The organism is Nocardioides sp. Root240, from assembly GCF_001428825.1.
In the GTDB taxonomy this organism is placed as follows: Bacteria; Actinomycetota; Actinomycetes; order Propionibacteriales; family Nocardioidaceae; genus Nocardioides.
This window is the reverse complement of sequence record NZ_LMIT01000001.1, coordinates 218,228-242,924: the sequence shown is the minus strand read 5'-3', so window position 1 is coordinate 242,924 and position 24,697 is coordinate 218,228. Positions and strand designations below refer to the sequence as shown.

At 70.9% G+C, this 24,697-nt stretch carries 21 protein-coding genes; 19 read left to right on the top strand and 2 right to left on the bottom strand.

The features are described from left to right. The first annotated feature begins 3 nt into the window (after positions 1-3). Positions 4-2,121, top strand: coding sequence for a site-specific DNA-methyltransferase (locus ASE20_RS25390; RefSeq protein ID WP_056892681.1), 2,118 nt, complete (start codon positions 4-6; stop codon positions 2,119-2,121). After that, a complete protein-coding gene (locus ASE20_RS01080; protein WP_056892680.1) occupies positions 2,121-4,655 on the top strand; it encodes a DEAD/DEAH box helicase in 2,535 nt (844 codons plus the stop codon). The genes ASE20_RS25390 and ASE20_RS01080 overlap by 1 nt, the downstream gene beginning before the upstream one ends. Here the strand turns inward: ASE20_RS01080 and ASE20_RS01075 are convergent. After that, entirely contained in the window at positions 4,640-5,014 is a 375-nt protein-coding gene (locus ASE20_RS01075; RefSeq protein ID WP_157538367.1) for an MmcQ/YjbR family DNA-binding protein, read from the bottom strand. The genes ASE20_RS01080 and ASE20_RS01075 overlap by 16 nt on opposite strands. 103 nt (positions 5,015-5,117) lie before the next feature. Between ASE20_RS01075 and ASE20_RS01070 the strand changes: the two genes are divergently transcribed. Genes ASE20_RS01070 through ASE20_RS01045 form a run of 6 tightly spaced genes read left to right on the top strand, consistent with a single transcriptional unit; the run spans position 5,118 to position 10,400 of the window. Further along, entirely contained in the window at positions 5,118-6,935 is a 1,818-nt protein-coding gene (locus ASE20_RS01070; protein ID WP_056892679.1) for an ABC transporter ATP-binding protein, read from the top strand. Beyond that, entirely contained in the window at positions 6,932-8,743 is a 1,812-nt protein-coding gene (locus tag ASE20_RS01065) for an ABC transporter ATP-binding protein (RefSeq protein ID WP_056892678.1), read from the top strand. The genes ASE20_RS01070 and ASE20_RS01065 overlap by 4 nt, the downstream gene beginning before the upstream one ends. 7 nt (positions 8,744-8,750) lie before the next feature. Beyond that, the gene (hisI, locus tag ASE20_RS01060; protein ID WP_056892677.1) at positions 8,751-9,092 is read left to right on the top strand and encodes a phosphoribosyl-AMP cyclohydrolase; all 342 of its coding nucleotides are present in this window, start codon (positions 8,751-8,753) and stop codon (positions 9,090-9,092) included. Continuing rightward, positions 9,085-9,708, top strand: a complete 624-nt coding sequence (locus ASE20_RS01055) for a Trp biosynthesis-associated membrane protein (protein WP_082612040.1) — start codon at positions 9,085-9,087, stop codon at positions 9,706-9,708. The genes hisI and ASE20_RS01055 overlap by 8 nt, the downstream gene beginning before the upstream one ends. 49 nt (positions 9,709-9,757) lie before the next feature. Continuing rightward, positions 9,758-9,958 carry an HGxxPAAW family protein gene (locus ASE20_RS01050; protein WP_056892675.1) on the top strand — a complete coding sequence of 67 codons (201 nt, stop codon included), beginning with the start codon at positions 9,758-9,760 and terminating at the stop codon, positions 9,956-9,958. Between the two features lie 4 nt (positions 9,959-9,962). Further along, the gene (locus ASE20_RS01045; protein ID WP_200952672.1) at positions 9,963-10,400 is read left to right on the top strand and encodes a DUF2752 domain-containing protein; all 438 of its coding nucleotides are present in this window, start codon (positions 9,963-9,965) and stop codon (positions 10,398-10,400) included. A gap of 80 nt (positions 10,401-10,480) precedes the next feature. Here ASE20_RS01045 and ASE20_RS01040 read toward each other — a convergent pair whose 3' ends face one another. Then, positions 10,481-11,047, bottom strand: a complete 567-nt coding sequence (locus ASE20_RS01040) for a DUF805 domain-containing protein (RefSeq protein ID WP_082612039.1) — start codon at positions 11,045-11,047, stop codon at positions 10,481-10,483. A 154-nt stretch (positions 11,048-11,201) separates the two neighbouring features. Here ASE20_RS01040 and trpC point away from each other — a divergent pair, with 154 nt between their 5' ends. From trpC to ASE20_RS00985, 11 genes are all read left to right on the top strand, one after another. Continuing rightward, on the top strand, positions 11,202-11,990 hold the full coding sequence (gene trpC, locus ASE20_RS01035) for an indole-3-glycerol phosphate synthase TrpC (RefSeq protein ID WP_056892673.1): 789 nt from the start codon (positions 11,202-11,204) through the stop codon (positions 11,988-11,990). Beyond that, on the top strand, positions 11,987-13,201 hold the full coding sequence (trpB, locus tag ASE20_RS01030; RefSeq protein ID WP_056892672.1) for a tryptophan synthase subunit beta: 1,215 nt from the start codon (positions 11,987-11,989) through the stop codon (positions 13,199-13,201). The genes trpC and trpB overlap by 4 nt, the downstream gene beginning before the upstream one ends. Then, entirely contained in the window at positions 13,198-14,022 is an 825-nt protein-coding gene (trpA, locus tag ASE20_RS01025; RefSeq protein WP_056892671.1) for a tryptophan synthase subunit alpha, read from the top strand. The genes trpB and trpA overlap by 4 nt, the downstream gene beginning before the upstream one ends. Further along, positions 13,997-14,614 carry an SCO family protein gene (locus ASE20_RS01020; RefSeq protein WP_225868992.1) on the top strand — a complete coding sequence of 206 codons (618 nt, stop codon included), beginning with the start codon at positions 13,997-13,999 and terminating at the stop codon, positions 14,612-14,614. The genes trpA and ASE20_RS01020 overlap by 26 nt, the downstream gene beginning before the upstream one ends. 12 nt (positions 14,615-14,626) lie before the next feature. Beyond that, positions 14,627-15,637, top strand: coding sequence for a prolipoprotein diacylglyceryl transferase (lgt, locus tag ASE20_RS01015; RefSeq protein ID WP_056892670.1), 1,011 nt, complete (start codon positions 14,627-14,629; stop codon positions 15,635-15,637). A gap of 96 nt (positions 15,638-15,733) precedes the next feature. Then, on the top strand, positions 15,734-16,786 hold the full coding sequence (pstC, locus tag ASE20_RS01010) for a phosphate ABC transporter permease subunit PstC (protein ID WP_056892669.1): 1,053 nt from the start codon (positions 15,734-15,736) through the stop codon (positions 16,784-16,786). A gap of 17 nt (positions 16,787-16,803) precedes the next feature. Then, positions 16,804-17,892 carry a phosphate ABC transporter permease PstA gene (gene pstA, locus ASE20_RS01005; protein WP_235538747.1) on the top strand — a complete coding sequence of 363 codons (1,089 nt, stop codon included), beginning with the start codon at positions 16,804-16,806 and terminating at the stop codon, positions 17,890-17,892. Beyond that, positions 17,889-19,565: a substrate-binding domain-containing protein gene (locus tag ASE20_RS01000; RefSeq protein WP_056892668.1), complete on the top strand. Its 1,677-nt coding sequence runs from the start codon at positions 17,889-17,891 to the stop codon at positions 19,563-19,565. The genes pstA and ASE20_RS01000 overlap by 4 nt, the downstream gene beginning before the upstream one ends. Then, positions 19,562-22,369, top strand: a complete 2,808-nt coding sequence (locus ASE20_RS00995; RefSeq protein WP_056892667.1) for a hypothetical protein — start codon at positions 19,562-19,564, stop codon at positions 22,367-22,369. Before ASE20_RS01000 ends, ASE20_RS00995 begins: the two co-directional genes overlap by 4 nt. After that, positions 22,366-23,280, top strand: coding sequence for a class E sortase (locus tag ASE20_RS00990; protein ID WP_056892666.1), 915 nt, complete (start codon positions 22,366-22,368; stop codon positions 23,278-23,280). The genes ASE20_RS00995 and ASE20_RS00990 overlap by 4 nt, the downstream gene beginning before the upstream one ends. A gap of 110 nt (positions 23,281-23,390) precedes the next feature. Next, positions 23,391-24,686, top strand: a complete 1,296-nt coding sequence (locus tag ASE20_RS00985) for a substrate-binding domain-containing protein (protein WP_082612038.1) — start codon at positions 23,391-23,393, stop codon at positions 24,684-24,686. Positions 24,687-24,697 lie beyond the last annotated feature (11 nt).

The following is a 24,697-nucleotide window of genomic DNA, read 5'->3' as shown; positions in this document are numbered from 1 at the left end:
ACCGTGTCGAGACTGAGCGATCTGCTGCTGCAGGTCGAACGGTCCGATCCGCGGTTGGCCGCAGACCTCCGTGCCGAGGTCAAGGCTCTCGAGAACCGCCGACCCTTTGGGCTGAACTTCGAGCGGCACGTGCCGGAGTCCGTCGATCTCCCCGGACGCCCGGTCCGCCGCGGCGACAAGGTTCGCGTCCTTCCGCCCCGGGGCACGACGGCCAGGGGCGACTCCGCGCTCTGGCTCGTCCAGCGGGTCGCGTCCGGCGTCGCTTCGCTCGTGGGCGCCGACGGGGAGGCGCGACAGGTCGCGGTCGCCGACCTGGTCGTGGTCGCGGAGTTCCGTGACCCGATCTTCCCCGGACTGGTGTCGACCGGGAAGGTCGAGCGCGGGGGAGCGGACAAGCCGTTCCACTCGGTCATCAACGCGGAGAACCACCACGCCCTGCAGGCGTTGCTGTACACCCACGCCGGCAAGGTCGACGCGATCTACATCGATCCTCCGTACAACACGGGCGCGAAGGACTGGAAGTACAACAACGACTACGTCGACGGCGAGGACGCCTACCGGCACAGCAAGTGGCTGTCGTTCATGGAGCGGCGCCTGAAGCTGGCGAAGAGGCTGCTGAACCCGGAGAACTCCGTGTTGATCGTGACGATCGACGAGAAGGAGTACCTGCGACTGGGGTTGCTGTTGCAGCAGACCTTTCCCGAGGCGACCGTGCAGATGATCTCGATCGTCATCAACCCCAGCGGAACCTCGCGAGAATTGCTGTCGCGAGTAGACGAGTACGCATTCTTTTGCTTCGTCGGAGATGCCAGACCGGCTGAGGTCTTCGATGATCTTCTGACCGATCAGCAGGCCGACGGGGCGAAGCTCGGCAAGGCCGGAGTGCGGTGGGAATGGCTTCTCCGAGGTGGCGGGTCGTGGTACCGGGACCAACGCCCTAACCTCTGCTACCCGGTGCTGATGAATGAAGAACGCACGCGGATGGTGGGGGTTGGTGCCCCCCTTTCTGGCGCTGAAGCAAGCAGGCCGACTCGTATCGATGGGGCACCGGTTGTGTGGCCTTTGAGGAATGATGGCCGGCTTGGGATTTGGCGGGTCGAGGCGCGGAAGCTAGAGACACTCATCGCGAAGGGATACGCGCACGTCAGCTCCAAGCCCGGGGCAGAGCAGCCAACGCTCCGGTATCTGTTGGGTGGGACCGTCGCCGAGATCGAGTCTGGTGAGCGCCGGGTTGTTGGTCGCGGGCCACGCGGAGAGGTTCTAGTCGAGCAGGTCACAACTAGCAGACGTCAGCGGCCGAAGACGGTGTGGAACAGGCCGCAGCACATTGCAGGTGGCGGCGGCGGAGCCCAACTACTAAGTCGCTTGTTCGGTGATCGCGGCCGCTTTCAGTTCCCCAAGTCGCTCTACGCGGTTGAGGATGCGCTTCGCCTAGCCGTCGCTGACAAGCCCGACGCGGTCGTCCTCGATTTCTTCTCCGGCTCCGGTACGACGGCCCACGCAGTCATGCGCCTGAACAAGCAGGACGGCGGCCGCCGCCAGAGCATCAGCGTCACCAACAACGAGGTCGGCGCCGACGAGCAGAAGAAGCTCCGGGAGCAGGGCCTGCGCCCGGGCGACCCGGAGTGGGAGCGGTGGGGCATCTGCGACCACATCACCAAACCCCGGATCGCGGCGGCGGTGACGGGTAGGACGCCCGACGGCGACCCGATCAAGGGCGACTACAAGTTCACCGACGAGTTCCCGATGGCCGACGGCTTCGAGGAGAACGTCGAGTTCTTCACGATGACCTACGAGACCCCGCGGGCGGTCCAGCACGGCCGGAGCTTCGAGGCGATCGCTCCGTTGCTGTGGCTCAGGGCGGGGGCGAGGGGACGGCGGATCGACGCGCCGACCGACACCTTCGACGTCGCCGAGGCGTACGGGGTCCTGTTCGACGTCGATGCGGCCGGGCTGTTCCTCGACGCGTTGGCGTCCCGGCCCGACGCACGGATGGCGTACGTCGTCACGGACGACGAGCGCGCGTTCCAGATGGTGTGCGCGGACCTGCCGGAGCACGTCATCCCCGTCCGTCTGTACGAGTCGTACCTGACCAACTTCACGATCGGCGGGCACGACTGATGAGGTTCGGTCTCAAGGACTACCAGGCCGAGGCCGTCGCGAGCGTGCTCGCTGGACTGGGCAACGCGCGGGCGATGGTCGACCTGCACATGAAGACCTCGCTCGCGCTGACGGCACCTACGGGCGCCGGCAAGACCGTCATGGCCGCAGCCATCATCGAGGCTCTGTTCTTCGGCAGCGACGATCTTGACGTGCTGCCGGATCCTCGCGCCACAGTGCTGTGGTTCACGTCCGACCCGTCCCTGAACGAGCAGACACGTCATCGCATCCAGCAGGCCTCGGACCGCCTCACGCCGAATCGACTGGTCGTGGTTCCCTCGACGTTCGCCGAGGAACGCCTGGAGCCTGGGACCGTCTACTTCCTCAACTCGCAGAAGCTCAGCCGCAACTCGCTCCTCGTGCGGGGCGGCGGCGCAGGTGACGAGGGCGAGATGCTCGCGGCGCCGGACATGCGTGCCCGCACCTTCTGGGAGGTGCTGCGCAACACCATCGAGCACGACGGGACCACGCTCTACGTCGTCCTCGACGAGGCGCACATCGGCATGAACACCTCCAAGCGCGACCTGGGGGAGAAGTCGACGATCGTCAGGGCGCTCGTGAACGGGGAGGCAGGCGCGCCAGCGGTACCGATCGTGCTGGGCATCAGCGCCACCATCGACCGGTTCCGCGGAGCCATGGAGCAGGCCGACGGCCGTACGACGCTGCCCGACGTCTCGGTCGATCCGGCCAGGGTGCAGGAGTCCGGCCTCCTCAAGGACAACGTCCTCCTGTCGTTCCCGGCAGAAATCGGCGCCTTCGACACCGTCCTGCTCCGGCACGCGGTCCAGCGGACGCGGGAGGCGAGCGAGTTGTGGGCCGCCTACCACGCCGAGCAGCAGGATCACGGTGCGGCCGTGCAGCCACTGCTGGTGGTCCAGGTGCCGAACAAACCGTCGGACGAGCTGCTGGCTGACGCCGTCACGACCATCCTCGACGAGTGGCCGGAGCTCAGCTCTGCCAACGTCGCCAACGTCTTCGGGGACGGGACTCCGCTGTCGGTCGGGGGTCATGAGATCGAGTACGTCGCGCCGCAGGACGTGGCCGAACGGACCCACGTCCGAGTCCTCCTGGCGAAGGACGCCATCTCGACGGGCTGGGACTGTCCGCGTGCCGAGGTGCTCGTCTCGTTCCGTCCTGCGCAGGACCTGACCCACATCACCCAGCTCCTTGGGCGGATGGTGCGCACGCCCCTCGCTCGCCGCATCGCCGGCGACGATCGCCTGAACGCGGTGGAGTGCTTCCTGCCCCTGTTCAACCGGGCGAACGCGCAGCAGGTCGCCCGGCAGATCATGGGCGCCGGCTCGCCCGGGCCCGTGATCTCCCCGGCGACGTCGGCCTTCCGGCGCAACAGCGACGTCGACGAATCCGTGTGGGAGGCATTCGACCGGCTGCCGTCGCAGACGGTGCCGCGCAAGGGATCCAAGCCGGTGAGCAGGTTCACCGCGCTCGCCGCTGCCCTCGCCAGGGATGGCATCCGGCCCGGGGCCTACGACTCCGCGATCAAGTCCCTCGTCGACTTCCTGCGCGGCAAGGCGGTGCAGTACGCCACGCGAGTCGAGGAGCAGATCGCCGATCTCCAGGAGATGACGGGCGAGACGATCGTCGTGGGGATGGGACCTGAGAGCACGACCGTTCGGACGAGCTTCTCGCTCCGCGTCGACGACCGTGCGGTGGACCAGGAGTACAAGGTCGCTCGTCGTACCCTCTCCCCGCAGCTCGCGGCTGCCTACGCCGAGGTGCTCGAGGACGAGTACGACGACGGATACTTCGAGGCGCACCTGCGTACCGCCGCCCTGGCCCGCCTCTCCGACGTCGTCGAGCAGCTCGGCGCCGAGGCTGATCGCATGTTCTCCGGGTGGGACGCCGAGCACCGGGTCGCGATCAAGGATCTCCCCGACGAGCGCCGCGCCGTCTACGAGGAGCTCCGCTCCTTGGCGGGGTACCCGGTTCCGGCTGACGTGGAGCGCCCGCTCGTCCGGATGGAGGTCACTGAGGACGCGGCAGGCAAGGTTCTCGCGACGCACCCTCGCCACCTGCTGTCCGACGCCGATGGTCGCTTCCCGACGGGCTCGTTGCTGGGGTGGGAGCGCGCCGTCCTCGACGCCGAGATCGGTCGCAGCGTGGCGTGGTACCGGAACCCGTCGCGAGCCTCGGCTGACGCCATTGCCATCGCCTACCTCGACGCGCAGCGCGAGTGGCGTCGGCTGTGCCCCGACTTCATCTTCTTCCAAGAGGTCCGGGGCGAGATCCGATCGTCGATCGTCGACCCCCACGGCACCCACCTCGGCGACGCACTGCCGAAGCTCCGGGGCCTGGCGAGATATGCCGAGGACTTCGCCGACGACCTGCATCGCGTGGAGGCCGTTGCCGAGGTCGACGGGCAGCTGCGTGTCCTCGACCTCACCCTCCCGCACGTCCGCCAGGCAGTGTCCGACGCCGACTCGGTGAAGGATCTCTACCTGTCGAGCGCGGGTGCCGACTACGTGACCGGCTGATCCCAGCCCGCCGGCCGCTGCGACTTCGGCAGCTTCGACACCACTGCGAGGTACGACGCATCCACTGCCTCGATCAGCTCGTCGTCCGGGATCCCGCCGCCGAGCGCGAGGTTGTTCCACCCCGACCGCCCGATGTAGGGCATGACGGTGGCGTCGTCGGGGTGGCGGTGGAGCCACTCGTCGGCGACCTCGCGGGTGGGGCCGGCCTTGATGCCGACGTGGTCGGCGCCGAGGAAGGCGAAGATCTTGCCGCGCTCGCCGTCGCCGACCTTCACGACCGGGTACTCGTGGTCCCAGGGGTTGTCGGGCCAGGCGCCGGGCTTGGCGAGGCAGTGCGCGAGCATCGTCTCCACGTCCACGAGGGGAACCGTACCGAGCAGGGCGGGCCGCTGTCGCCGGTCAGGAATATGCTCCGCCGGGGTCGGGTTGGGCCCAGGTTGGACGAGCAGAGGTGGGGAACGGGTGGCAACGGCAGGGAGCACCGGCAGCACGGGTACGACGTCAGCCGGGTTCGGTGTCCTCTGGGTCGCCATCAAGCGGGAGCCGTGGATCTTCGCGCTCTCCACGATCGGAAGCGTCCTCTTCGGCGCGCTGACCGTCGCCGACGCGTGGGTGCTCGGGTGGTCGACGGACCACGTCGTGCTCCCGGCGTTCCGCGACGGCGAGATCGGCAGTGGCCTGCTGTGGGCGGTGCTCGGCCTGTTCGTCGGGGTCGCGATCCTGCGCGCGGTGGGCATCGTGGCGCGCCGGCTCGGGGCGGGCGTCATGCAGTACCGCATGCAGGCCCACAGCCGCCGCGCCGTCACGCGCCAGTACCTCCGCCTCCCGATGGAGTGGCACCAGAGGCACCCCACCGGCGAGCTCCTGTCCAACGCGAACTCCGACGTCGAGGCTGCGTGGGGCCCGATCGCGCCACTGCCGATGGCGGTCGGCACGGTCGCCATGATGGTCATCGCGGTGGTGCAGATGCTGCTCACCGACCTCGCCCTCGCGACTGTCGGCCTGCTGGTCTTCCCGATCGTGATCGGCACGAATGTCGTCTACCAGCGCCTCGCGCAGGGCTGGGCGACCCGTGCGCAGCAGCTGCGGGCCGAGCTCTCCGAGATCGCGCACGAGTCGTTCGACGGTGCCCTCGTCGTCAAGACCCTCGGCCGGGAGCCGGAGGAGACCGACCGGTTCCGGGCCAAGGCCGTCGAGCTGCGCGAGGCCAACATCAGGGTCGGCCGGATCCGCGCGGCCTTCGACCCCACCCTCGCGGCGCTGCCGAACCTCGCCGTCCTCGTCGTCCTCGTGCTCGGCGTCCACCGCGTCGTGTCCGGCGCGACCGTCGCGGGCGACGTCGTGACCGTGACCTACCTGCTGACCGTCGTCGCCTTCCCGATCCGATCGATCGGCTGGCTGTTGGGCGACTTCCCGCGCAGCGTGGTCGGCTACCGCCGCGTCGCCGCCGTGCTTCGCGCCTCCGGTGCCATGGAGTACGGCGACCAGGAGCTCCCCGCACGCGCGGGCGGGGCGCGGCTCGAGGTCGCGCACGCCGCGTTCGGCTACACCCCTGAACGGCCGCTGCTGCAGGACCTCAGCTTCGACGTCGAGCCCGGTCGCACCGTGGCGCTCGTCGGCGCGACCGCGTCCGGCAAGAGCACGCTCACCACCCTGCTCGCCCGGCTCGTCGACGTCGACGCGGGCGCGATCCGCATCGACGGCACGGACGTGCGCGAGCTGCGCCGCGGCGGGCTCGCGCAGACGCTGTCCGTCGTGCCGCAGACGGCGTTCCTGTTCGACGACACGGTCCGCGGCAACGTGACCCTGGGGCTCGACGTCCCCGACGAGGAGGTGTGGGCCGCGCTGCGCACCGCCCAGGCCGACGGCTTCGTCGCGGCGCTCCCCGACGGCCTCGACGCCCGGCTGGGGGAGCGCGGCACGACCCTCTCCGGCGGGCAGCGGCAACGACTGGCCCTCGCCCGCGCGTTGGTACGACGCCCGCGACTCCTCGTGCTCGACGACGCCACGTCGGCGGTCGACCCCGAGGTCGAGGCGCGCATCCTCGGCGCCCTGGGCGGGGTTTCGAGGCTCGCTGGCGCTCGCACCTCAACCACCGGGATGACCCTCGTGGTCGTGGCCTACCGCAAGGCCACCATCGGCCTGGCCGACGAGGTGCTCTACCTCGTCGACGGCGCCATCGCGGACCGCGGACCGCACGCCGAGCTGGTCGCCCGCAACGCCGACTACGCGAGGCTCGTCAACGCCTACGAGACCGAGGACGAGGAGGTGCCGGCATGAGTACCCAGCTGAGCACCGGCGAGGACATCGGCGCCTGGGAGACCATCCGCCGCGGTGTCCGGCACTCGCCCGAGCTGGTCGAGGGGATCGGCTGGACGCTGACCCTCGCCGTCCTCGCCTCGGTCGGGCAGGTCATCGTCCCGATCGCGGTCCAGCAGACCGTCGACAAGGGCCTGCGCGGCGACGGCGGGCCCGACGTCTCCTTCACCACCTGGCTCGCGCTGGCGGCGGGAGCCGCGATCGTGGTGACCAGCTGGGCGTCGTACGCCATGACGGCGCGGCTGTTCTCGACCGCCGAGCGTGGGCTGGCGACGCTGCGGGTCAAGGCCTTCCGTCACGTCCACGACCTGCCGCTGCTCACCCAGAACACCGAGCGCCGCGGCGCGCTGGTCTCGCGGGTGACCAGTGACGTCGACCAGGTCAGCCAGTTCCTGGTGTTCGGCGGGCTGCTGTTCGTCGTGAGCATCGGGCAGATGCTGATCGCGACCATCGTGATGGTCTTCTACAGCTGGCAGCTCGCGCTGGTCGTGTGGGTCTGCTTCGCGCCGCTCTTCCTGAGCCTGCGCTACTTCCAGCGCAAGCTGGCCGCCGCCTACGGCACCGTACGACGCCAGGTCGGCATCCTGCTGTCGGCTGTCTCCGAGCCGGTCGTGGGCGCCGCGGTGGTGAAGTCCTACGCCATCGAGGACCGCACCCAGGAGCGGATCGACCGCGCCATCGAGACCCACAAGACGGCCAGCACGAGGGCGCAGGGGTTCACCGCGTTCTCGTTCAGCCTGGGCGGCATCTCGGCGGGCTTCGCCAACGCCGGCGTGCTGATCGTCGGCATCTGGCTGGGCCAGGGCTTCGCGTGGGGCGAGGGCATCACCGCCGGTGAGGTGCTCGCGTTCGCCTTCCTCGTGACCCTCTTCGTCGGCCCGGTGCAGATGGGCACGCAGATCCTGACCGACGCCCAGAACGCCATCGCCGGCTGGCGCCGCGTCATCGGCATCCTCGACACCCCCGCCGACCTGGTCGATCCGGGCCCCGACGGGCAGAGCCTCCCGGCGGGCGCGATCGACGTCCGCTTCGACGGCGTCGCGTTCGCCTACCCCGGTGGCTCCGAGGTGCTCTCCGACATCGAGCTGGAGATCCCCGCGGGCCAGCGGGTCGCCGTCGTCGGTGAGACCGGCTCGGGCAAGTCGACCATCGCGAAGCTGCTCACCCGCCTGATGGACCCCAGCCGTGGCCGGGTCCTCCTCGACGGGATCGACCTGCGCGAGATCAGCGAGGTGGCACTGCGCAGCAGCGTCGTCCTCGTCCCGCAGGAGGGCTTTCTCTTCGACGACACCCTCGCCGCCAACGTCCGCTACGGCCGGCTCGGCGCCACGGCCGACGAGATCCGGGAGGCCGCCGACGCGATCGGCCTCGGCGACTGGCTCACCGGCCTGCCCGACGGCGTCGAGACCCGGGTCGGGCAGCGCGGCGAGTCGCTGTCGGCGGGGGAGCGGCAGCTGGTCGCCCTGCTCCGCGCCCAGCTCGCCGACCCCGACCTGCTCGTGCTCGACGAGGCCACCAGCGCGGTCGACCCGGAGCTCGAGACCCGGATCGCCCGCGCGCTGGAGAGGCTGATGAGCGGCCGTACGTCGGTCACCATCGCCCACCGGCTCTCGACCGCGGAGGCAGCCGACGTGGTCGTCGTGGTCGACCGCGGACGGATCGTCCAGCACGGCCCGCACGCCGAGCTGGTGCGGCAGGCCGACACGCCGTACGCGCGGTTGCACGCATCGTGGGTGGCCCAACGGGGCGCCGTGCCCGACCCGCGATAATGGCACGGTGACCTCCCTCGACCCCGCCATCGCCGAACGGCTCAAGCGCACGACCGACGGGCTGCTGCCCGCGATCGTGCAGCAGCACGACACCGGCGAGGTGCTGATGCTGGCGTGGATGGACGACGAGGCGCTGCACCGCACGCTCACGACCGGCCGGGCGACGTACTGGAGCCGGAGCCGTCAGGAGTACTGGGTCAAGGGCGAGACCTCCGGCAACCCGCAGCACGTCCACGAGGTCCGCATCGACTGCGACGGCGACACACTGCTGGTCAAGGTCGACCAGGTGGGCGTCGCCTGCCACACCGGCACGCGCACCTGCTTCGACGACGGGCTGCTCGGTGCCTGAGTCCTCCGCCCGTCGTACGTTCGGGCCGGTGGTCCTGCTCGGCATCGCCGGGAGCGGTTTCGCGGCGGTGGCCGGTCACAAGGCCGTGCTGACCGTGCCGGAGTCGACGCTGACCACGGCCGGCGTGCTGGCCCGCAGCGCCGAGGACCGCTCGATCGAGGCCCCGCTCGCGGGAGCGCTGGCGCTGGTCGCGCTCGCCGCCTGGGGCGTGCTGCTCGTGACCCGGGGGATCGTGCGCCGCGTCGTGGCCGTGCTGGCGCTCGCCGCCGCGGCCGGCATCGGGGTGGTCCTCCTCCTCAGCGCGTTCGTCCAGGACGACACGGCGACGCGCGAGCTCGCGATCCGGATCGGCCTCAACCCGGCCCAGGCCGACGTCGAGCGCACGCCGTGGGTCTGGATCGGCCTCGTGTGCGCGCTGGTGGCCGTGGTCGCCGCCGGTCTCGCGGTCCGCCTGGTGCCGGAGTGGCCCGAGATGGGTACTCGGTACGACGCCCCGACCGGAGCCTCGGGCGCCGACCACGCCGCCTCCGCGGCCCCCGACGTACCGCCTGCCGAGCGCTCGAACCTCGACCTCTGGAAGTCGCTGGACGAGGGCAGCGACCCGACGGACGAGTGACCCCCTAGAATCCTCCTGACCGACCCGCTTGAACGAGGAGTTCCCACTCATGGCCGACAACCACGGCAACACCCCCGCCGCCTGGACCGCAGTCCTGGTCTCGCTGGTCGGCTTCGTGGTCGGCGCCGCGGGCATGTCCCTCTCGCCCATCAACTGGCCCGTGTTCTGGATCGGCGCGGTCATCGCCGTCGCCGCGGGTCCGCTCTTCCTGATCCTGGTCAAGATGGGCCTGCACGAGTCCGGTCACTGATCCAGTGACGCTGACGGCACCTCCGTCGAGCACCGGTGAGGACACCCGCCGGCGCCGGATGGTGCCGCCCGCGCTGGTCGCCGGTGGCCTCGCCGCGGCGACCCTCGCGCTGCACCTGCGTGACCCGCACGACCAGGGCAGCTGGGGGCTGTGCCCCACGGCGGCCCTGGGCTTTGCGTGCCCGGGCTGCGGCGGCCTGCGTGCGGTCAACGACCTCGGCAACCTCCAGCTCGGCGCGGCCGCGTCGAGCAACCTGCTCTTCGTGTTGTCGTTGCCGTTCATCGCCTATGCGTTCTGGCGCTGGGCGCACGGGCGCTGGACGGGCCGGCCCTGGGATCCCAGCGACCGCACCCTGAGGTACGCCGCCATCACGCTCGGCGCCGCGATGGTCGCCTTCACGGTGGCGCGCAACCTCCCGGCCGGCAGCTGGCTGGCCCCCTGACGGCGCCAGGACCCGACAACGCAGCGACGCCCCGGACCAGTGGTCCGGGGCGTCGTTCGTGCTCGACGGGCGAGAGGTGCCTACTGGCCGTAGGGGCTCTGGCCGTAGGGGTTGGGCTGGCCGTAGCCGCCACCGCCGGCGCCGCCGGCGCGGTCGAAGCGGGCACCCTCGGGCTTCGACGGCAGGCACATCAGCACGATCTGGATGATGCCTCCGCAGCCGGGGATGAACCCGAGCAGGTACATCCAGCCGCTGAAGTTCGCGTCGTGGAGCCGCCGGACCGCGATCGCGATGCTCGGGACGATCATCGCGGCGAACAGCGCGAAGAGCAGGAGGGCGAAGACGATGACGAGCCCGTCCGAGCCGGCGGCACTCGCGGCCACCAGCGGGATGTAGAGGACCAGGGCGACGAGGCCGAGGGCCAGGCTGAACCACCAGTACTCGCTGCGGCTGGCGCGACCGTCGAAGCGGGCGTACTTCTGGAAGGCGCGCTGGACGGCGGGGACGAACCCGATGCCGTAGTAGGGCAGGTCCAGCGTTCCGGGGTCACCGCTCGGCGGGGCGCCGAACGACTGCTGGCCGTAGGGGTTCTCCCCGTAGGGCGGCTGGCCGCCTGGCGGGGGCGGCGGCGGAGTTCCGTAGCTCACGTCGTTCCTTCTGTGGTCGGACCCGGTCGGACCCGGGCGGTGCAGGCAGCCTAACCGCGTGAGCGCCCCGGAAACCCCTGTCAGGGCGGCGTGGGTGGTCCAGAAGCCCGGGCACCGTGCAGGCCGTTCCCTCCCGCGTGGAACACTGACAGCGATGGGAACTGTGCTTGACGAGATCGTCGCCGGTGTTCGCGAGGACCTCGCGCACCGGCAGGCCCGCGTGCCCGAGTCCGACCTCCGTGCGGCGTTGGCCGACGTGGCTGCTCCGCTCGACCCGATGCCCCACTTCCGCGGCGCCGGTTCGAGCGTCATCGCGGAGGTGAAGCGGAAGAGCCCGAGCAAGGGCGAGCTGGCGGACATCCCGGACCCCGCCGCCCTCGCCCGCGAGTACGCCGCCGGCGGTGCCGCAGCGATCAGCGTGCTCACCGAGCAGCGGCGCTTCAACGGGAGCCTCGACGACCTGCGCGCGGTGCGCGCCGCGGTCGACGTACCCCTGCTGCGCAAGGACTTCATCGTCACCGAGTACCAGCTGCTCGAGGCCCGCGCGGCCGGCGCCGACCTGGCGCTGCTGATCGTGGCCTCGCTGCCGGGTGACCACCTGACGCGGCTGCACGACTACGCGCGCGAGCTCGGCCTGACCGTGCTGGTCGAGGTGCACGACGAGCCCGAGACCGAGCGCGCGATCGAGCTCGGCGCCGAGCTGATCGGGGTCAACGCGCGCAACCTCAAGACGCTCGCGGTCGACGACGCCACCTTCGGGCGGCTCGCGCCGATGATCCCCGACGACCGGGTCAAGGTCGCGGAGTCGGGCATCTCGGGGCCGGACGACGTGCGGCGCTTCGTGGCCGAGGGTGCCCGGGCGGTGCTCGTCGGCGAGGCACTGGTGAAGGACGGGGCACCGCGCGACGCGGTCGCATCGATGACAGGGATCGAGAAGCAATGAGCACCTACGACGCCGACGAGCTCGGCTGGTTCGGGGGCGTCGGCGCCTTCGGCGGCCGGTTCATGCCCGAGGCACTGATGGCCGCCCTGGACGAGCTCGACATCGCCTGGCAGAAGGCGATGGTCGACCCGACGTTCATCGCCGAGTTCGAGGACCTGCTGCAGAACTACGCCGGCGTCCCGAGCATGCTCTACGAGGCGAAGCGGCTCTCCGACCACGCCGGTGCGCGGATCCTGCTCAAGCGCGAGGACCTCAACCACACCGGCGCCCACAAGATCCGCAACGTCCTCGGCCAGGCCCTGCTCACCAAGCGGATGGGCAAGACCCGCGTGATCGCGGAGACCGGTGCGGGCCAGCACGGCGTCGCGTCGGCGACCGCCGCGGCGTACCTCGGCCTCGACTGCACCGTCTACATGGGGGAGGTCGACACCGAGCGCCAGGCGCTCAACGTCGCCCGCATGCAGCTGCTCGGTGCCGAGGTGATCCCGGTCACGAGCGGCTCGCGGACCCTCAAGGACGCGATCAACGAGGCGCTGCGCGACTGGGTCGCCAGCGTCGACCAGACCGCCTACCTGTTCGGTACGGCGGCCGGTCCGCACCCGTTCCCGAGCCTGGTGCTCAGCTTCGTGCGCGGCATCGGTGACGAGGCGCGGCAGCAGTGCCTCGACCAGTTCGGCGGCCTGCCCGACGCGATCGCGGCCTGCGTCGGCGGCGGCTCCAACGCGATCGGCCTGTTCGCCGGCTTCGTCGACGACCCCGAGGTCGCGATCTACGGCTTCGAGGCGGGCGGCGACGGCGTCGAGACGGGTCGCCATGCGGCCACCATCTTCGCCGGCTCGATCGGCGTGCTGCACGGCGCGCGCACCTTCGTCCTGCAGGACGACGACGGCCAGACCGTCGAGTCCCACTCCATCTCGGCGGGCCTCGACTACCCGGGGGTCGGCCCGCAGCACTCCGCGCTGTCGGCGGCCGGCCGGGCGACGTACCTGCCGGTGACCGACGCCGAGGCGATGGACGCGATGGCCCTGCTGGCCCGCACCGAGGGCATCATCCCGGCGATCGAGAGCGCACACGCCGTCGCCGGCGCGCTGCGCGTCGCCAAGGAGCGCCCGGGCCAGACGATCCTGGTCAACCTGTCCGGTCGCGGCGACAAGGACATGGGCACCGCGATGGACTGGTTCCACCTCGGCGAGGCGGGGGAGAAGCAGTGACCGGCACCCGCACCGCGTTCGAGAAGGCGCGGGCCGAGGACCGCGCCGCCCTCGTGGGCTACCTGCCGGCGGGCTTCCCCGACGTCGACGGCAGCATCGCGGCCCTCAAGGCGATGGTCGCCGCCGGCTGCGACGTCATCGAGATCGGCCTGCCCTACAGCGACCCGGTCATGGACGGCCCGATCATCCAGGCCGCCGCCCAGCAGGCGCTCGAGGCGGGCGTGCGCACCACCGACGTGCTGCGCACGGTCGAGGCGGTCGCCGCCACCGGCGTGCCGACGCTCGTGATGACCTACTGGAACCCCATCGAGCGGTACGGCGTCGAGCGGTTCGCGCAGGACCTGGCGAACGCCGGCGGCGCGGGCCTGATCACGCCCGACCTGACACCGGACTTCGCCCCCGAGTGGGTCGCGGCCGCGGACGCGCGCGACCTCGACAAGGTCTTCCTCGTCGCGCCCTCCTCCACCGACGAGCGGATCGCGCTGACCACGGCCGCCTCGCGCGGCTTCGTCTACGCGACCGGGATCATGGGCGTGACCGGCACCAAGCAGGCGACCGCCGCGGGCGTCGCCCCGTTGATCGCCCGCACCAAGGCGCTGAGCCCGAACGGCGGGGCCGATCTGCCCGTCGGCGTGGGCGTGGGCGTGAGCACGGGCGCGCAGGCGGCCGACCTGGCGGCGTACGCCGACGGGGTGATCGTGGGCTCGGCGTTCGTGCGGACCCTGCTCGACAACGCGGGCGACCGGGCCGCCGGGCTGGCCGCCCTGGCGGCGTTGACCGAGGAGCTCGCCGCAGGTGTTGCGGGGGCTGTTCGTGCGTAGGGCCGCATCTGTCGGACTGGCGCTCGCGGGGCTGTTGCTCGCCGCGTGCGGCACCGGCACCGAGAAGGAGTTCACGGGCAGTCGGCTCGACCAGCCCTACGACACGGCCGACATCGCGCTGACCGACACCAGCGGTCGGCCGTACTCGCTCGTCGCCGACACCGACAAGCCGCTCACCCTGGTCTTCTTCGGCTACACGAACTGCGCGGACTACTGCCCGATGGTGATGAACAACCTCGCCACGGCCATGAACCGGCTCGACGACGCCGACCGCAAGCAGGTCGACGTGGTGCTGGTGACGACCGACCCCGCGCGTGACGACGAGAAGGCGATGCGCGCCTACCTCGACAAGTACAACAAGGCCTTCATCGGCCTCACCGGCGAGCTCGACCAGGTCATCGAGCTCGGCAACTCCCTGCACGTCTACGTCAACGACGGCAAGAAGCTCCCGACCGGCGGTCGTGACCTCGGCGGGCACTCGACGATCACGCTCGCCATCGACGGCAGCAACCGGGCGATCGCCCTGTGGAACCAGGAGACCTCGAGCACCGAGTTCGCGGCCGACCTGCACACCCTGCTCACCGAGGACTGAGGACAAGACGCCGTGCTCACCCAGCTCATCACCGCCACCATCCCGAGCCCGGCCAACGGGGTGTGGCACATCGGTCCGTTCCCGCTGCGCGGCTACGCGCTGTGCATCATCCTCGGCATCGTCGTCGCCATCTGGATCGGCGAGAAGCGGTGGCAGGCACGCGGCGGCACCCTCGGCGAGGTGCAGGACGTCGCCCTGTGGGCGGTGCCGTTCGGCCTCGTCGGCGCGCGGCTCTACCACGTGGCGACGGACTGGGAGAAGTACTTCGGCGCCGACGGCACCCCAGTCAACGCGCTCTACGTCTGGCACGGCGGCCTCGGCATCTGGGGCGGCGTCGGCCTGGGTGCCGTCGGTGCGTGGATCGGTGCCCGCCGCAAGGGCATCAGGCTCGAGCCGATGCTCGACGCGCTCGCCCCGGGCGTCCTGGTCGCGCAGGCGATCGGCCGCTGGGGCAACTGGTTCAACCAGGAGCTCTACGGCCGCCCGACCGACCTGCCCTGGGGCCTGGAGATCGACAAGGACCACTTCAGCTCGGCGTACGTCGCCAGCGACCAGTACAAGGACGCGCTCGCTGCCAACGGCGGCATCGTGCCCGACGTCGCCTACTTCCACCCCACGTTCCTCTACGAGTGTCTGTGGAACCTGGCCGCCTTCGCGCTGATCATCTGGCTCGACCGCCGCTTCCGCCTCGGTCACGGCAAGGTGATGGCGATCTACGTCATGGCCTACACGCTCGGCCGCGGCTGGATCGAGTACATCCGGATCGACGACGTCCAGCTCAACGACGTCCTGGGCCTGCGCTTCAACGTGTGGACCTCGATCGTCCTGTTCGTCATCGCCGCTGCCTACTTCGCCTGGTCGCTCCGCAACCGTCCCGGCCGTGAGGAGAGCGTGTACGTCGACGGGCGCACCGCACCGGAGGTCGAGGAGGTCGCGTCGACCCCGGAGGTCGAGGAGGTCGCGCAGCGACCGTCACGAGACCCCGAGGCGGACACCGCCGAGGACGACACGTCCACGATCTGAACCAAAGTTTCTAAATTAATACAGCCGAACCACTACACTTAGGAGTGTTAGTTGGTTCGGCCATCGGGGGCCGCGTACGGGTAGGGGTGCCCTCGTATGTCGCGTGTCGCTGTTCCGCCGTCCCCGGCGTCGTCGTCCGACGACCCGTGGACCGGCGTCGATGAGGACCTGCCACGGCCGATCGCCGTGCGGTACTCGCTCCAGGACAAGGTCTTCCTGCAGGTCGTGCGGGTGCTCGCCTTCACCGTCCTGGCGATCACCTCGGGGATCGGGATCTTCCTCGGCATCCAGTCGGTGCCGACGCTGCAGCACTACGGGCTGTCGTTCTTCACCGAGTACCGCTGGCTGCCCAGCCAGGACATCGTCGGCATCGCCGCGGTCCTGCTCGGGACGATCCAGGTCGCGGTCATCGCGCTGCTCATCGCCTTCCCGCTCTCGCTGCTGACCGCGCTCTACATCACCGACTGGGCGCCCGGCTGGGCCCGGCCGCTGCTGGTCCGCGCCGTCGACCTGATGGCGGCGGTGCCGGGCATCGTGTTCGGCCTGTGGGTGCTCATCGTCATCCAGCCGCGCGCCACGGAGGTCACGCACTGGATCAGCAAGTACCTCGGCTGGATCCCGTTCTTCAAGGTGCGCACCGACGTCGACTACCCGATCTGGACCCAGGCGCCGGGCTACCCGTCGTACGCCGGCTCCGCGGCGATCGCCGCCCTCGCGGTGGCGATGATGATCTTCCCGATGGCCACCTCGGTCATGCGCGAGGTGTTCTCCGAGGCGCCGGCAGGGGAGAAGGAGGCGGCGCTCGCGCTGGGTGCGACCCGTTGGGCGATGGTGCGCACGGTGGTGCTGCCCTTCGGTCGCGGCGGTGTCATCGGCGGCACCATGCTGGCGCTCGGGCGCGCCCTCGGCGAGACGATCTCGGTGGTGATGGTCATCTCGCAGGCGTTCGAGATCAAGCCGTACGTGCTGGAGTCCGGCACGGCCACCATCTCCGCGCTGATCGCCTCCGGCTTCAAGGAGGCCTCGCCCGCCCAGCTCTCGGCGCTGCTCACCGCCGGCTTCCTGCTCTTCGTGATGACCCTGGTCGTCAACAGCATGGCCGCCGTCGTCGTGGCCCGCTCGCGCGGAGGCGGGGTGACCGAGCTGTGACCGCCGTGGAGATCGCCGTGGAGGCTCCCGTCGAGCCCGCCGCCGAGGCCGTGCCCGCACCGGCGACCGAGGTGCTGCGCCGGGCCGGCCACCGCACCCGGGAGGACTCGCTGACCCTGCTCGGTGCCGTGCTCGGGTCCGTCGCGACCACGTGGGTGGCCTACAGCCAGGTGCTGCCGTTCTCCGGCTCCGTCGGCTTCGTCGTGATCTGGTACGTCGTCTTCGTCGCCTTCTACGCCGGCCTGACCGCGCTGACCCATCCCCGCCGCATCGTGGTCGACCGCGTGGTCGCCGCCGTCGTGATGGCCGCCCCCGCGCTGATCGGCCTGGCGCTGCTGAGCACGGTGCTCACCACCGTGTGGAAGGGCATGCCGGCGCTGACGCACTGGAACTTCTTCGTCGACGACATGGCGGGGGTCCGCGCCGACGACCCGTTCACCAAGGGGGGCATCGCCCACGCCCTCGTCGGCACGGTGATCGAGGTGTGCATCGCGGTCGCGATCGCGATGCCGCTCGGCGTGGCCACGGCGGTCTACATCTCCGAGGTCGGCGGGAAGGGCGCCCTGCTCGTGCGCACCGTCGTCGAGGCGATGACCGCGCTGCCCTCGATCGTCGCCGGCCTGTTCATCTACACCGTCTGGATCGTCAACCTCGGCATGGAGACCAGCGGCCTGGCCGCGTCCCTCGCCCTCGCAGTGATGGCGCTGCCGATCATGGCCCGGGCCAGCGAGGTGGTGCTCCGCGTCGTGCCGAACGGCCTGCGCGAGGCGTCGTACGCCCTCGGCGCCGGACGCTGGCAGACGGTCTGGAAGGTCGTCCTGCCGACCGCCCGGCCCGGCCTGGCGACGGCGCTGATCCTCGGGGTCGCGCGCGCCGTCGGCGAGACCTCGCCGCTCCTGCTGACCTCGGGGGCGTCGACCTTCTTCAACGCCGACCCGACCCACAACCCGATGAACTCGCTCCCGCTGTTCGTCTACGCCTCGGTGAGCACCGGCAGCCCGGAGATGGAGCAGCGTGCCTACGCCGGCGCCGCCGTCCTGCTGGCCGTCGTGCTCTCGCTGTTCCTGCTCGCCCGCCTGGCGGCCAGGGGAAGGAAGAACCGATGAACCCGAAGCTGGCCCACCGGCCCGCTCTGCGAGGCGCTCGCGCCGTCGCGATCCTGCTCGCCGGCTACCTCGCCGTCGCGGCCGGTCCCGGCGCGGCCAGCGCCGCCGCGCCGTCGTACGCCCTGATCCAGGGCTCCGGGTCGTCGTGGGCCGCGAACGCGGTCAACCAGTGGGTCGCCGACGTCGACGCCAAGGGCCTGAAGGTCGTCTACACCGCGAACGGTGCGGCGCAGGGCCGCAAGGACTACGCCAACAAGTCCACCGACTTCGGCGTCACCGACTCGCCGTACCGCGGCAAGGACCCGACGACCGGCGCGACCGACTCGTCCCTGGGTCGCTCGTTCGCCTACCTGCCCGTCGTCGCGGGCGGGACCGCCTTCCCCTACAACCTGGAGGTCGGTGGCCAGCGGGTCCGCAACCTGCGGCTGTCGGGGGAGACGCTGGCCAAGATCTTCACCAACAAGATCACCAACTGGAACGACGCCGCGGTCACCAAGGACAACAACGGCCGTGCGCTGCCGTCGATCCCGATCATCCCGGTCGTGCGCGCCGACGGCGCCGGCGTCACCAACCAGTTCAGCACCTGGATGACCAGCCAGTACCCGAGCCTGTGGAAGGACTGCAACGGCGGCAAGGCCGCGCCGACCGACTACTTCCCGCTCAACTGCGGCGATGCGCGCGGCCCGCAGCGCGCGCAGACCGGCTCCGACGGGGTCATGAACTTCATCAAGGCCAAGGGCTCGGTCGGCGCCATCGCGATGGAGGAGTACTCCTACCCGCTGATGGCCGGCTACCCGGTCGCCAAGCTGCTCAACAGGGCCGGCTACTTCACGCTCCCGACGCAGTACAACGTCGCGGTCGCGCTGACGAAGGCGGAGATCAACGACGACCCGAGCGACCCGAACTACCTGACCCAGAAGCTCGACAAGGTCTACGTCAACCCGGACAAGCGGACCTACCCGCTCTCGTCGTACGTCTACGCGATCGTCCCGACCGCCGCCGACGACTCCCGGATGACGACCGCGAAGCGGCAGACGATCGTCGACTTCCTCAAGCACTCGATCTGCGAGGGCCAGTCCGAGATCGGCCCGATCGGCTACTCGCCGCTGCCGATCAACCTGGTGCAGGCGAGCTTCACGCAGGTCAACAAGCTCAAGAAGGCCGACCCGAAGGTGGTCTTCGACTCCACGATCATCAAGAACGTCAAGAACTGCCACAACCCGACCTTCGTGGCCGGCCACCCCGAGCAGAACCTGCTCGCGAAGATTGCGCCCTTCCCGGCGGACTGCGACCGGCCCACGAAGGGCCCCTGCGCCGACGGCGTCGGCACCTACAACGACAACCCCGGCGGTACGGGCGGCCCCAAGACCGGTACGCCGGGCGGGGGCACCGGCGGTGGCGGCGGCGGTGCGGCGACGGCCGACACCGACGGTGACGGGATCCCCGACGCTCCGGCGGCCGGGGGCGACGTACCCGTCGCGGGCGTGAACGACGACGGCACCGGCACCGGTACGACGACCGGCGACGTCCAGGTCGTCGCGACCACCCTCGACCCGGACGCCGGCTCGGGTCCGCCGGCCGTGCTGGCCGCGCTCGTGGTCGGCCTGTTCGCGGGCGTCCTGGTCGTGCCGCCGGTGGTGGCGCAGCTCGTCGGCCGCAGGAGGACCCGATGAGCGCCCGTCGTCGTGCCGAGCGGATCCTGTTCGCCCTCGCCTTCGTCCTCGGCGGACTCGCCGTCGTGCTGCCCGGCGGGCAGGCGCCCGCGGGTGCTGCCGAGGGCGTCACGAAGTCCGTGACCGCCGTCCGCACGTTCATCGACGCCGACGGCAAGGAGACCGAGCAGAGCCGCGACAAGGTCAAGCTCCGCGTCTCGCAGACCACCAACCTCCGCGGCCGCCAGGAGATCAAGGTCAGCTGGGAGGGCGCGCACCCGACCGGTGCGGTCGCCGCCGACCCGAGCTCCTCGGACGCGCGCAACCAGGAGTACCCCTTCGTGCTCCTGCAGTGCCGCGGCGTCGACACGGACAGTGTCGCCCCTAAGGGGCAGGTCAAGCTGTCGCCGGAGACCTGCTGGACCCAGACCGCGCCCGAGCGCTACCTCGCCGCGGCCTCGAACACGCCGTCGTGGCGCTTCGACGCCTGGGCCCAGGCCAAGGACCGGCAGGCGGTCGTCGGCCCGCCGGCGGACCTGCCCGCCGCGTGCTCGTCGGTGTCGCGGCTGACGACCGAGCGGTGGTTGCCGTTCAAGGCGGCCGGCGGCACGACCTACTACGGCGGACCCGACCCCGGCACCGGCTGCATGCCGCTGCCGCCGGAGTCCGACGACGCCGAGTCCGGCGGCCTGCCGAGCAACACGACCTACGGGATCACCGGCAAGGACGGGAAGGGCTCGGTCGACTTCGCGGTCTGGACCAAGGCCGAGAACGCCTCCCTCGGCTGCTCGGCGAAGGTGGCCTGCTCCCTCGTCGCGGTGCCCGTCGTCGGGATCAGCTGCGACGCCTGGGGCACGACGCTGCCCGAGGGCACGCAGCTGACCACCAAGGCGGGCGTGCCGCTGACCGAGAGCCAGGTCGAGACCGGCGATGCCACCTGCCGTCGTACCGGCTCCTACGAGGCGGGGGAGCCGGCGGCCAGCCGCACCTCCGACCAGGCCGTGCGCGGCAACCTGTGGTGGTCGGCGTCCAACTGGCGCAACCGGATCACCGTGCCGCTGGAGTTCGCGCAGACCGCCGAGGTCTGCCCGGTCGAGTCCGCCGAGAAGCCGCTGGAGCTGATGGGCTCGGTCATGCTCAACGAGCTGACCGCGTCGTGGCGCCCGAAGTTCTGCACCACCTCCTCGCTCTACTCCTTCACCCACGTCCAGCAGGCCGAGTCGCTCGCCCGCTCCCTCGTGCAGTCCGGCGAGATCAAGGGCGCGTTCAGCACCGCTCCGCAGCCGGGCGGCTACCAGCGCCCGGTCGCGCAGGCGCCGATCGCCTTCAGCGGCTTCGCCATCGCGTTCTCGATCGACGACGGCGACAAGCAGCGGCGTGAGGAGCTCAACCTCAATGCGCGGCTGGTGGCCAAGCTCCTCAGCGCGTCGTACCCGGCGGTGTCGTTCGTGCGCAACGGCCACCCCGGTCTGGGCGACAACCCGCTCAACATCACGCTGGACCCGGAGTTCCGCGCGCTCAACCCCGGCATCGACGAGCGCTCGACGCTGCAGGCCGGTGCGGCACTGCAGATCTTCTCCTCGAACTCCGACCTGGTCTGGGCACTGACCCGCTGGCTCGACGCCGACCCCGAGGCGCGGGCCTGGCTCGACGGCACGCCCGACCCGTGGGGCATGAAGGTCAACCCGGCGTACAAGGGCCTCGAGTTGCCGGTCGACAACTGGCCGCTGCTCGACGACTACGTCGCGCCGCAGTGGTACATCGACGACAACGCCTGCTACCGCAAGAGCCCGACGCCGTACCTGCAGCTGGTGGCGAACCCGCTGTCCGGACTGGGGGCCATCGGCCTCAACCTGCAGTTCGCGAGCTCGGCAGCCGCCACGGTGTGCCGGTACGACGGCTACGACGCCACCACGCTGCCGCTGCGCACCGAGGGGCGCCAGTCGGTCGGGTACCGCTTCGTGCTCGGCCTGGTCTCGCTGCCCGCCGCGCGCCGCTACAACCTGCGGACCGCTGCGCTGCAGTCGACCTCCACGGTCGCGACCGGGCAGCAGTTCGGCGACGCCGCGGGGCGGACGTTCGTCGAGCCCGACACGACCGGCCTGAAGGCTGCGGCCGGCCTGCTCGCGGCGGACGACGACGCCGGCACCTGGGTGCTCGACGATGCCGAGCTGGCGACGGCCAAGGGTCGCGCGGCGTACCCGGGCGCGATGCCGGTCTACGCGGTGTTCCCGACCAGCGGCGAGGAGAAGGCGACGGCGACCAAGCTCGCCAAGTTCCTCTGCTACGCCGGCGGCGCGGGCCAGGTGCCCGGTCAGGCCAACGGCTCGCTGCCTGCGGGCTACCTGCCGCTGACCGACGACAACGGCTTCGCGACGCAGCACGCCTACCTGGCGAACGCGGTGAACGCCGTGCGCGCCCAGGAGGGTGCGGTCCCGGCGCTCGAGGTGAGCGGCAAGGCACCGACGCTGGAGAAGGCGTGCGACTTCTCGACCGCCGCGGCGCCCGTCGTGGAGCCGGCCGGTCAGCCCGGCGGCGGGAGCGTCGTGCCCCCGGCACCGGTGGCGGTCGACCCCGCCCCAGTGGCGGAGAAGCCGGTCGTCGTCGCGGTCGTGCCGACCACGGAGGCGCCGCTCTCCCTCACCTCCGGTGAGCAGTCCTCGCTCGGCCGGGTCGGCCTGCCGACCCTGTTGCTCCTCGCCGTGGCCAGTGCCGTCGCGGGCTCGGTGCTCCGCTGGCTCGAGCTGCTGCAGGGCCTGCTGGTCTCCGCCCGGAGCTCGGTCCGGGGCGCCCGCGGCTCCGGTGGGCGCCGGAGGGCCTCATGAGTGCCGACCCGACCCGCACCCGGGTGCACGACGGCGAGGTCGACGCCTCGCCGCCTCCGGGGCGCGGTGAGGAGCAGGTCCGGGTCGCCGGCGGACGCGTGATGCTCGCGCTGTCGCTGCTGATCGGCTGGTTCCTCCTGTACCTGCTGGTTCTGAGCTCCTTCGAGCAGAACCACGCACAGAACGTGCTCTACGGCGAGCTCCGCACCCAGCTCGCCGAAGGCACGGCACCGACGGGAGCGCCGGTGCGAGCCGGTGCTCCCGTCGCTCTGCTGGACATCCCCTCGCTCGACGTGGAGTCCCTCGTCGTCGTCGAGGGCACCCGCTCGCGCCAGCTGCAGGACGGACCGGGCCACCGAGCCGGGACCGTGCTGCCGGGGCAGGAGGGGGTCAGCGTGGTGGCGGGGCGCTCGACGTCGTACGGCAAGCCGTTCGCGGACCTGCCCGACATCGTCCGCGGTGCCCGGGTCGTCGTCACGACGGCCCAGGGCGAGTTCGAGTACCTCGTCACCGGGACCCGGTTCGACGGCGACCCGATGCCCGCGCCGCCGGGGGAGGGCGCGGGTCGACTGACGCTGGTCACCTCGACCGGCACCGGCTCGTGGCTGTCCCGGCTGCAGCCCTCCCGCACGGTGTACGTCGACGCCGAGCTCCGCTCCGGCGCGGCCGCTGCCGGCCCGCGCTCCGCACCGGACCCGGAGCCGACGCTGCTCGCCTCCCACGTGGACCGGCTCAGCCTGGCCGAGCTCGCGCTCGCCCTGCAGGTGCTGCTGGGTGCCCTCGCCGGCTTCGTGTGGGCGTGGAACCGCTGGTCCCGCAAGGCGGCCTGGATCGCGGGTGCGCCCGTGGTCGTCGCCGCCCTGTGGCTGGTCTCGTCGATCGGAGCACGCCTCCTGCCCGCCCTCATCTGATCCCCGATCTCGGATCCCGAGACAGAGGGGCACGGGCGGCGCCGCGGCGCCTAACGTCCTCCTCACGCTCGGGAGTAAGTCGACTGAAATACTAGAGATAGGTTAGTTTCATGCTGATTCGCAGGACGTCTGCTTCCGCAGCGGTGCTCGGCCTGGCGACGCTCGCCGGGCTCGCGCTCACCCTCACCCCCGCCCACGCCGACCCGGCGCCGCAGCCCGACGACGTCGTCGCGACGGGGTCGGACATCATCCAGAACTCCTTCAACTTCCTCGCCGACGGCTACCACCAGCTGCCGGGCTACAACACGGCCGGCAACCGGTTCCGCTTCATCAACTTCGACTCCTCGGGCGACGCCCAGGGGCGCAGCGGGTTCACCGACCCGCGCCTGCTGCCGACGATCACCGGCAACGGCACGATCGGCGACGCGGACACCAAGTACGTCAAGCAGTCCGACATCAAGCTGCTCAACCCGACCATCGCGCTGCGGGCCGGCCAGGACCTGGTCGTCCGCCCGACCGGCGGCGGTGGCGGCGGTCGCGACGCGATCATCAACGACGACCTGGACTGGATCGACGTCGGCCGCAGCCCCGACGCGCTCAACGACACCCACCAGAACCTGATCCAGTCGAAGCAGGGCACCAAGCTCTACCGGATCCAGATCGCCACCGACCGCCAGCTGATCGCGACCGCGACGACGACGAACGCGCCCGCGACCCTGTCGGCCGACACGATCCTCAAGATCTACAACGGCACCTACGACACCTGGGGCGACATCCCCGGCTACGCCGGCCCGGCGCCGTCCGACACGATCATCCCGCTGATCCTGCCGACCGACGCGGGCATGTGGAACACCTTCGTCAAGAACGTGGGGCAGCAGAACCCGGGCGTCTCGGTGACGAGCGACAGCCTGCGCAGCAACCCGAACAAGATCCAGGTCCAGCAGAACGACCCGACCGCGATCACCAGCCTGGGTGCGCTGGCCAAGAACGCCATCGTGCCGTTCCCGCGCGGTCGCTACCGCACGCTCAACACGGGCTACTACACGCAGACCTTCGACGGCCAGAAGACCAACAACTACAACACCGAGACCGGGCACCGCACGCCCGCCGACGCCAGCGGCATCAAGCTGCTCGACGGTGACAGCACCTCCGACCAGCTGAACGCGTCGGCGCCGTACGGCGGCAACTTCGCCTACAACGCGCTGGTCCGCGAGTCCGACCTCACCTCGAACGAGCCGTGGCAGCCGGGCAGCACGCTGAACTGGGTCGAGGCTCTGTTCTACAACCCCGACGGTCCGCTGCCGTTCGTGCGCACCCCCGCCGGCCAGGCCCTGCTCGAGGCGGCCGGCGTCACGCCGGACTACCACGTGTTCGGCACCAACAACGCCGAGATCCCGGTCGACTGAGCACGCCGGGA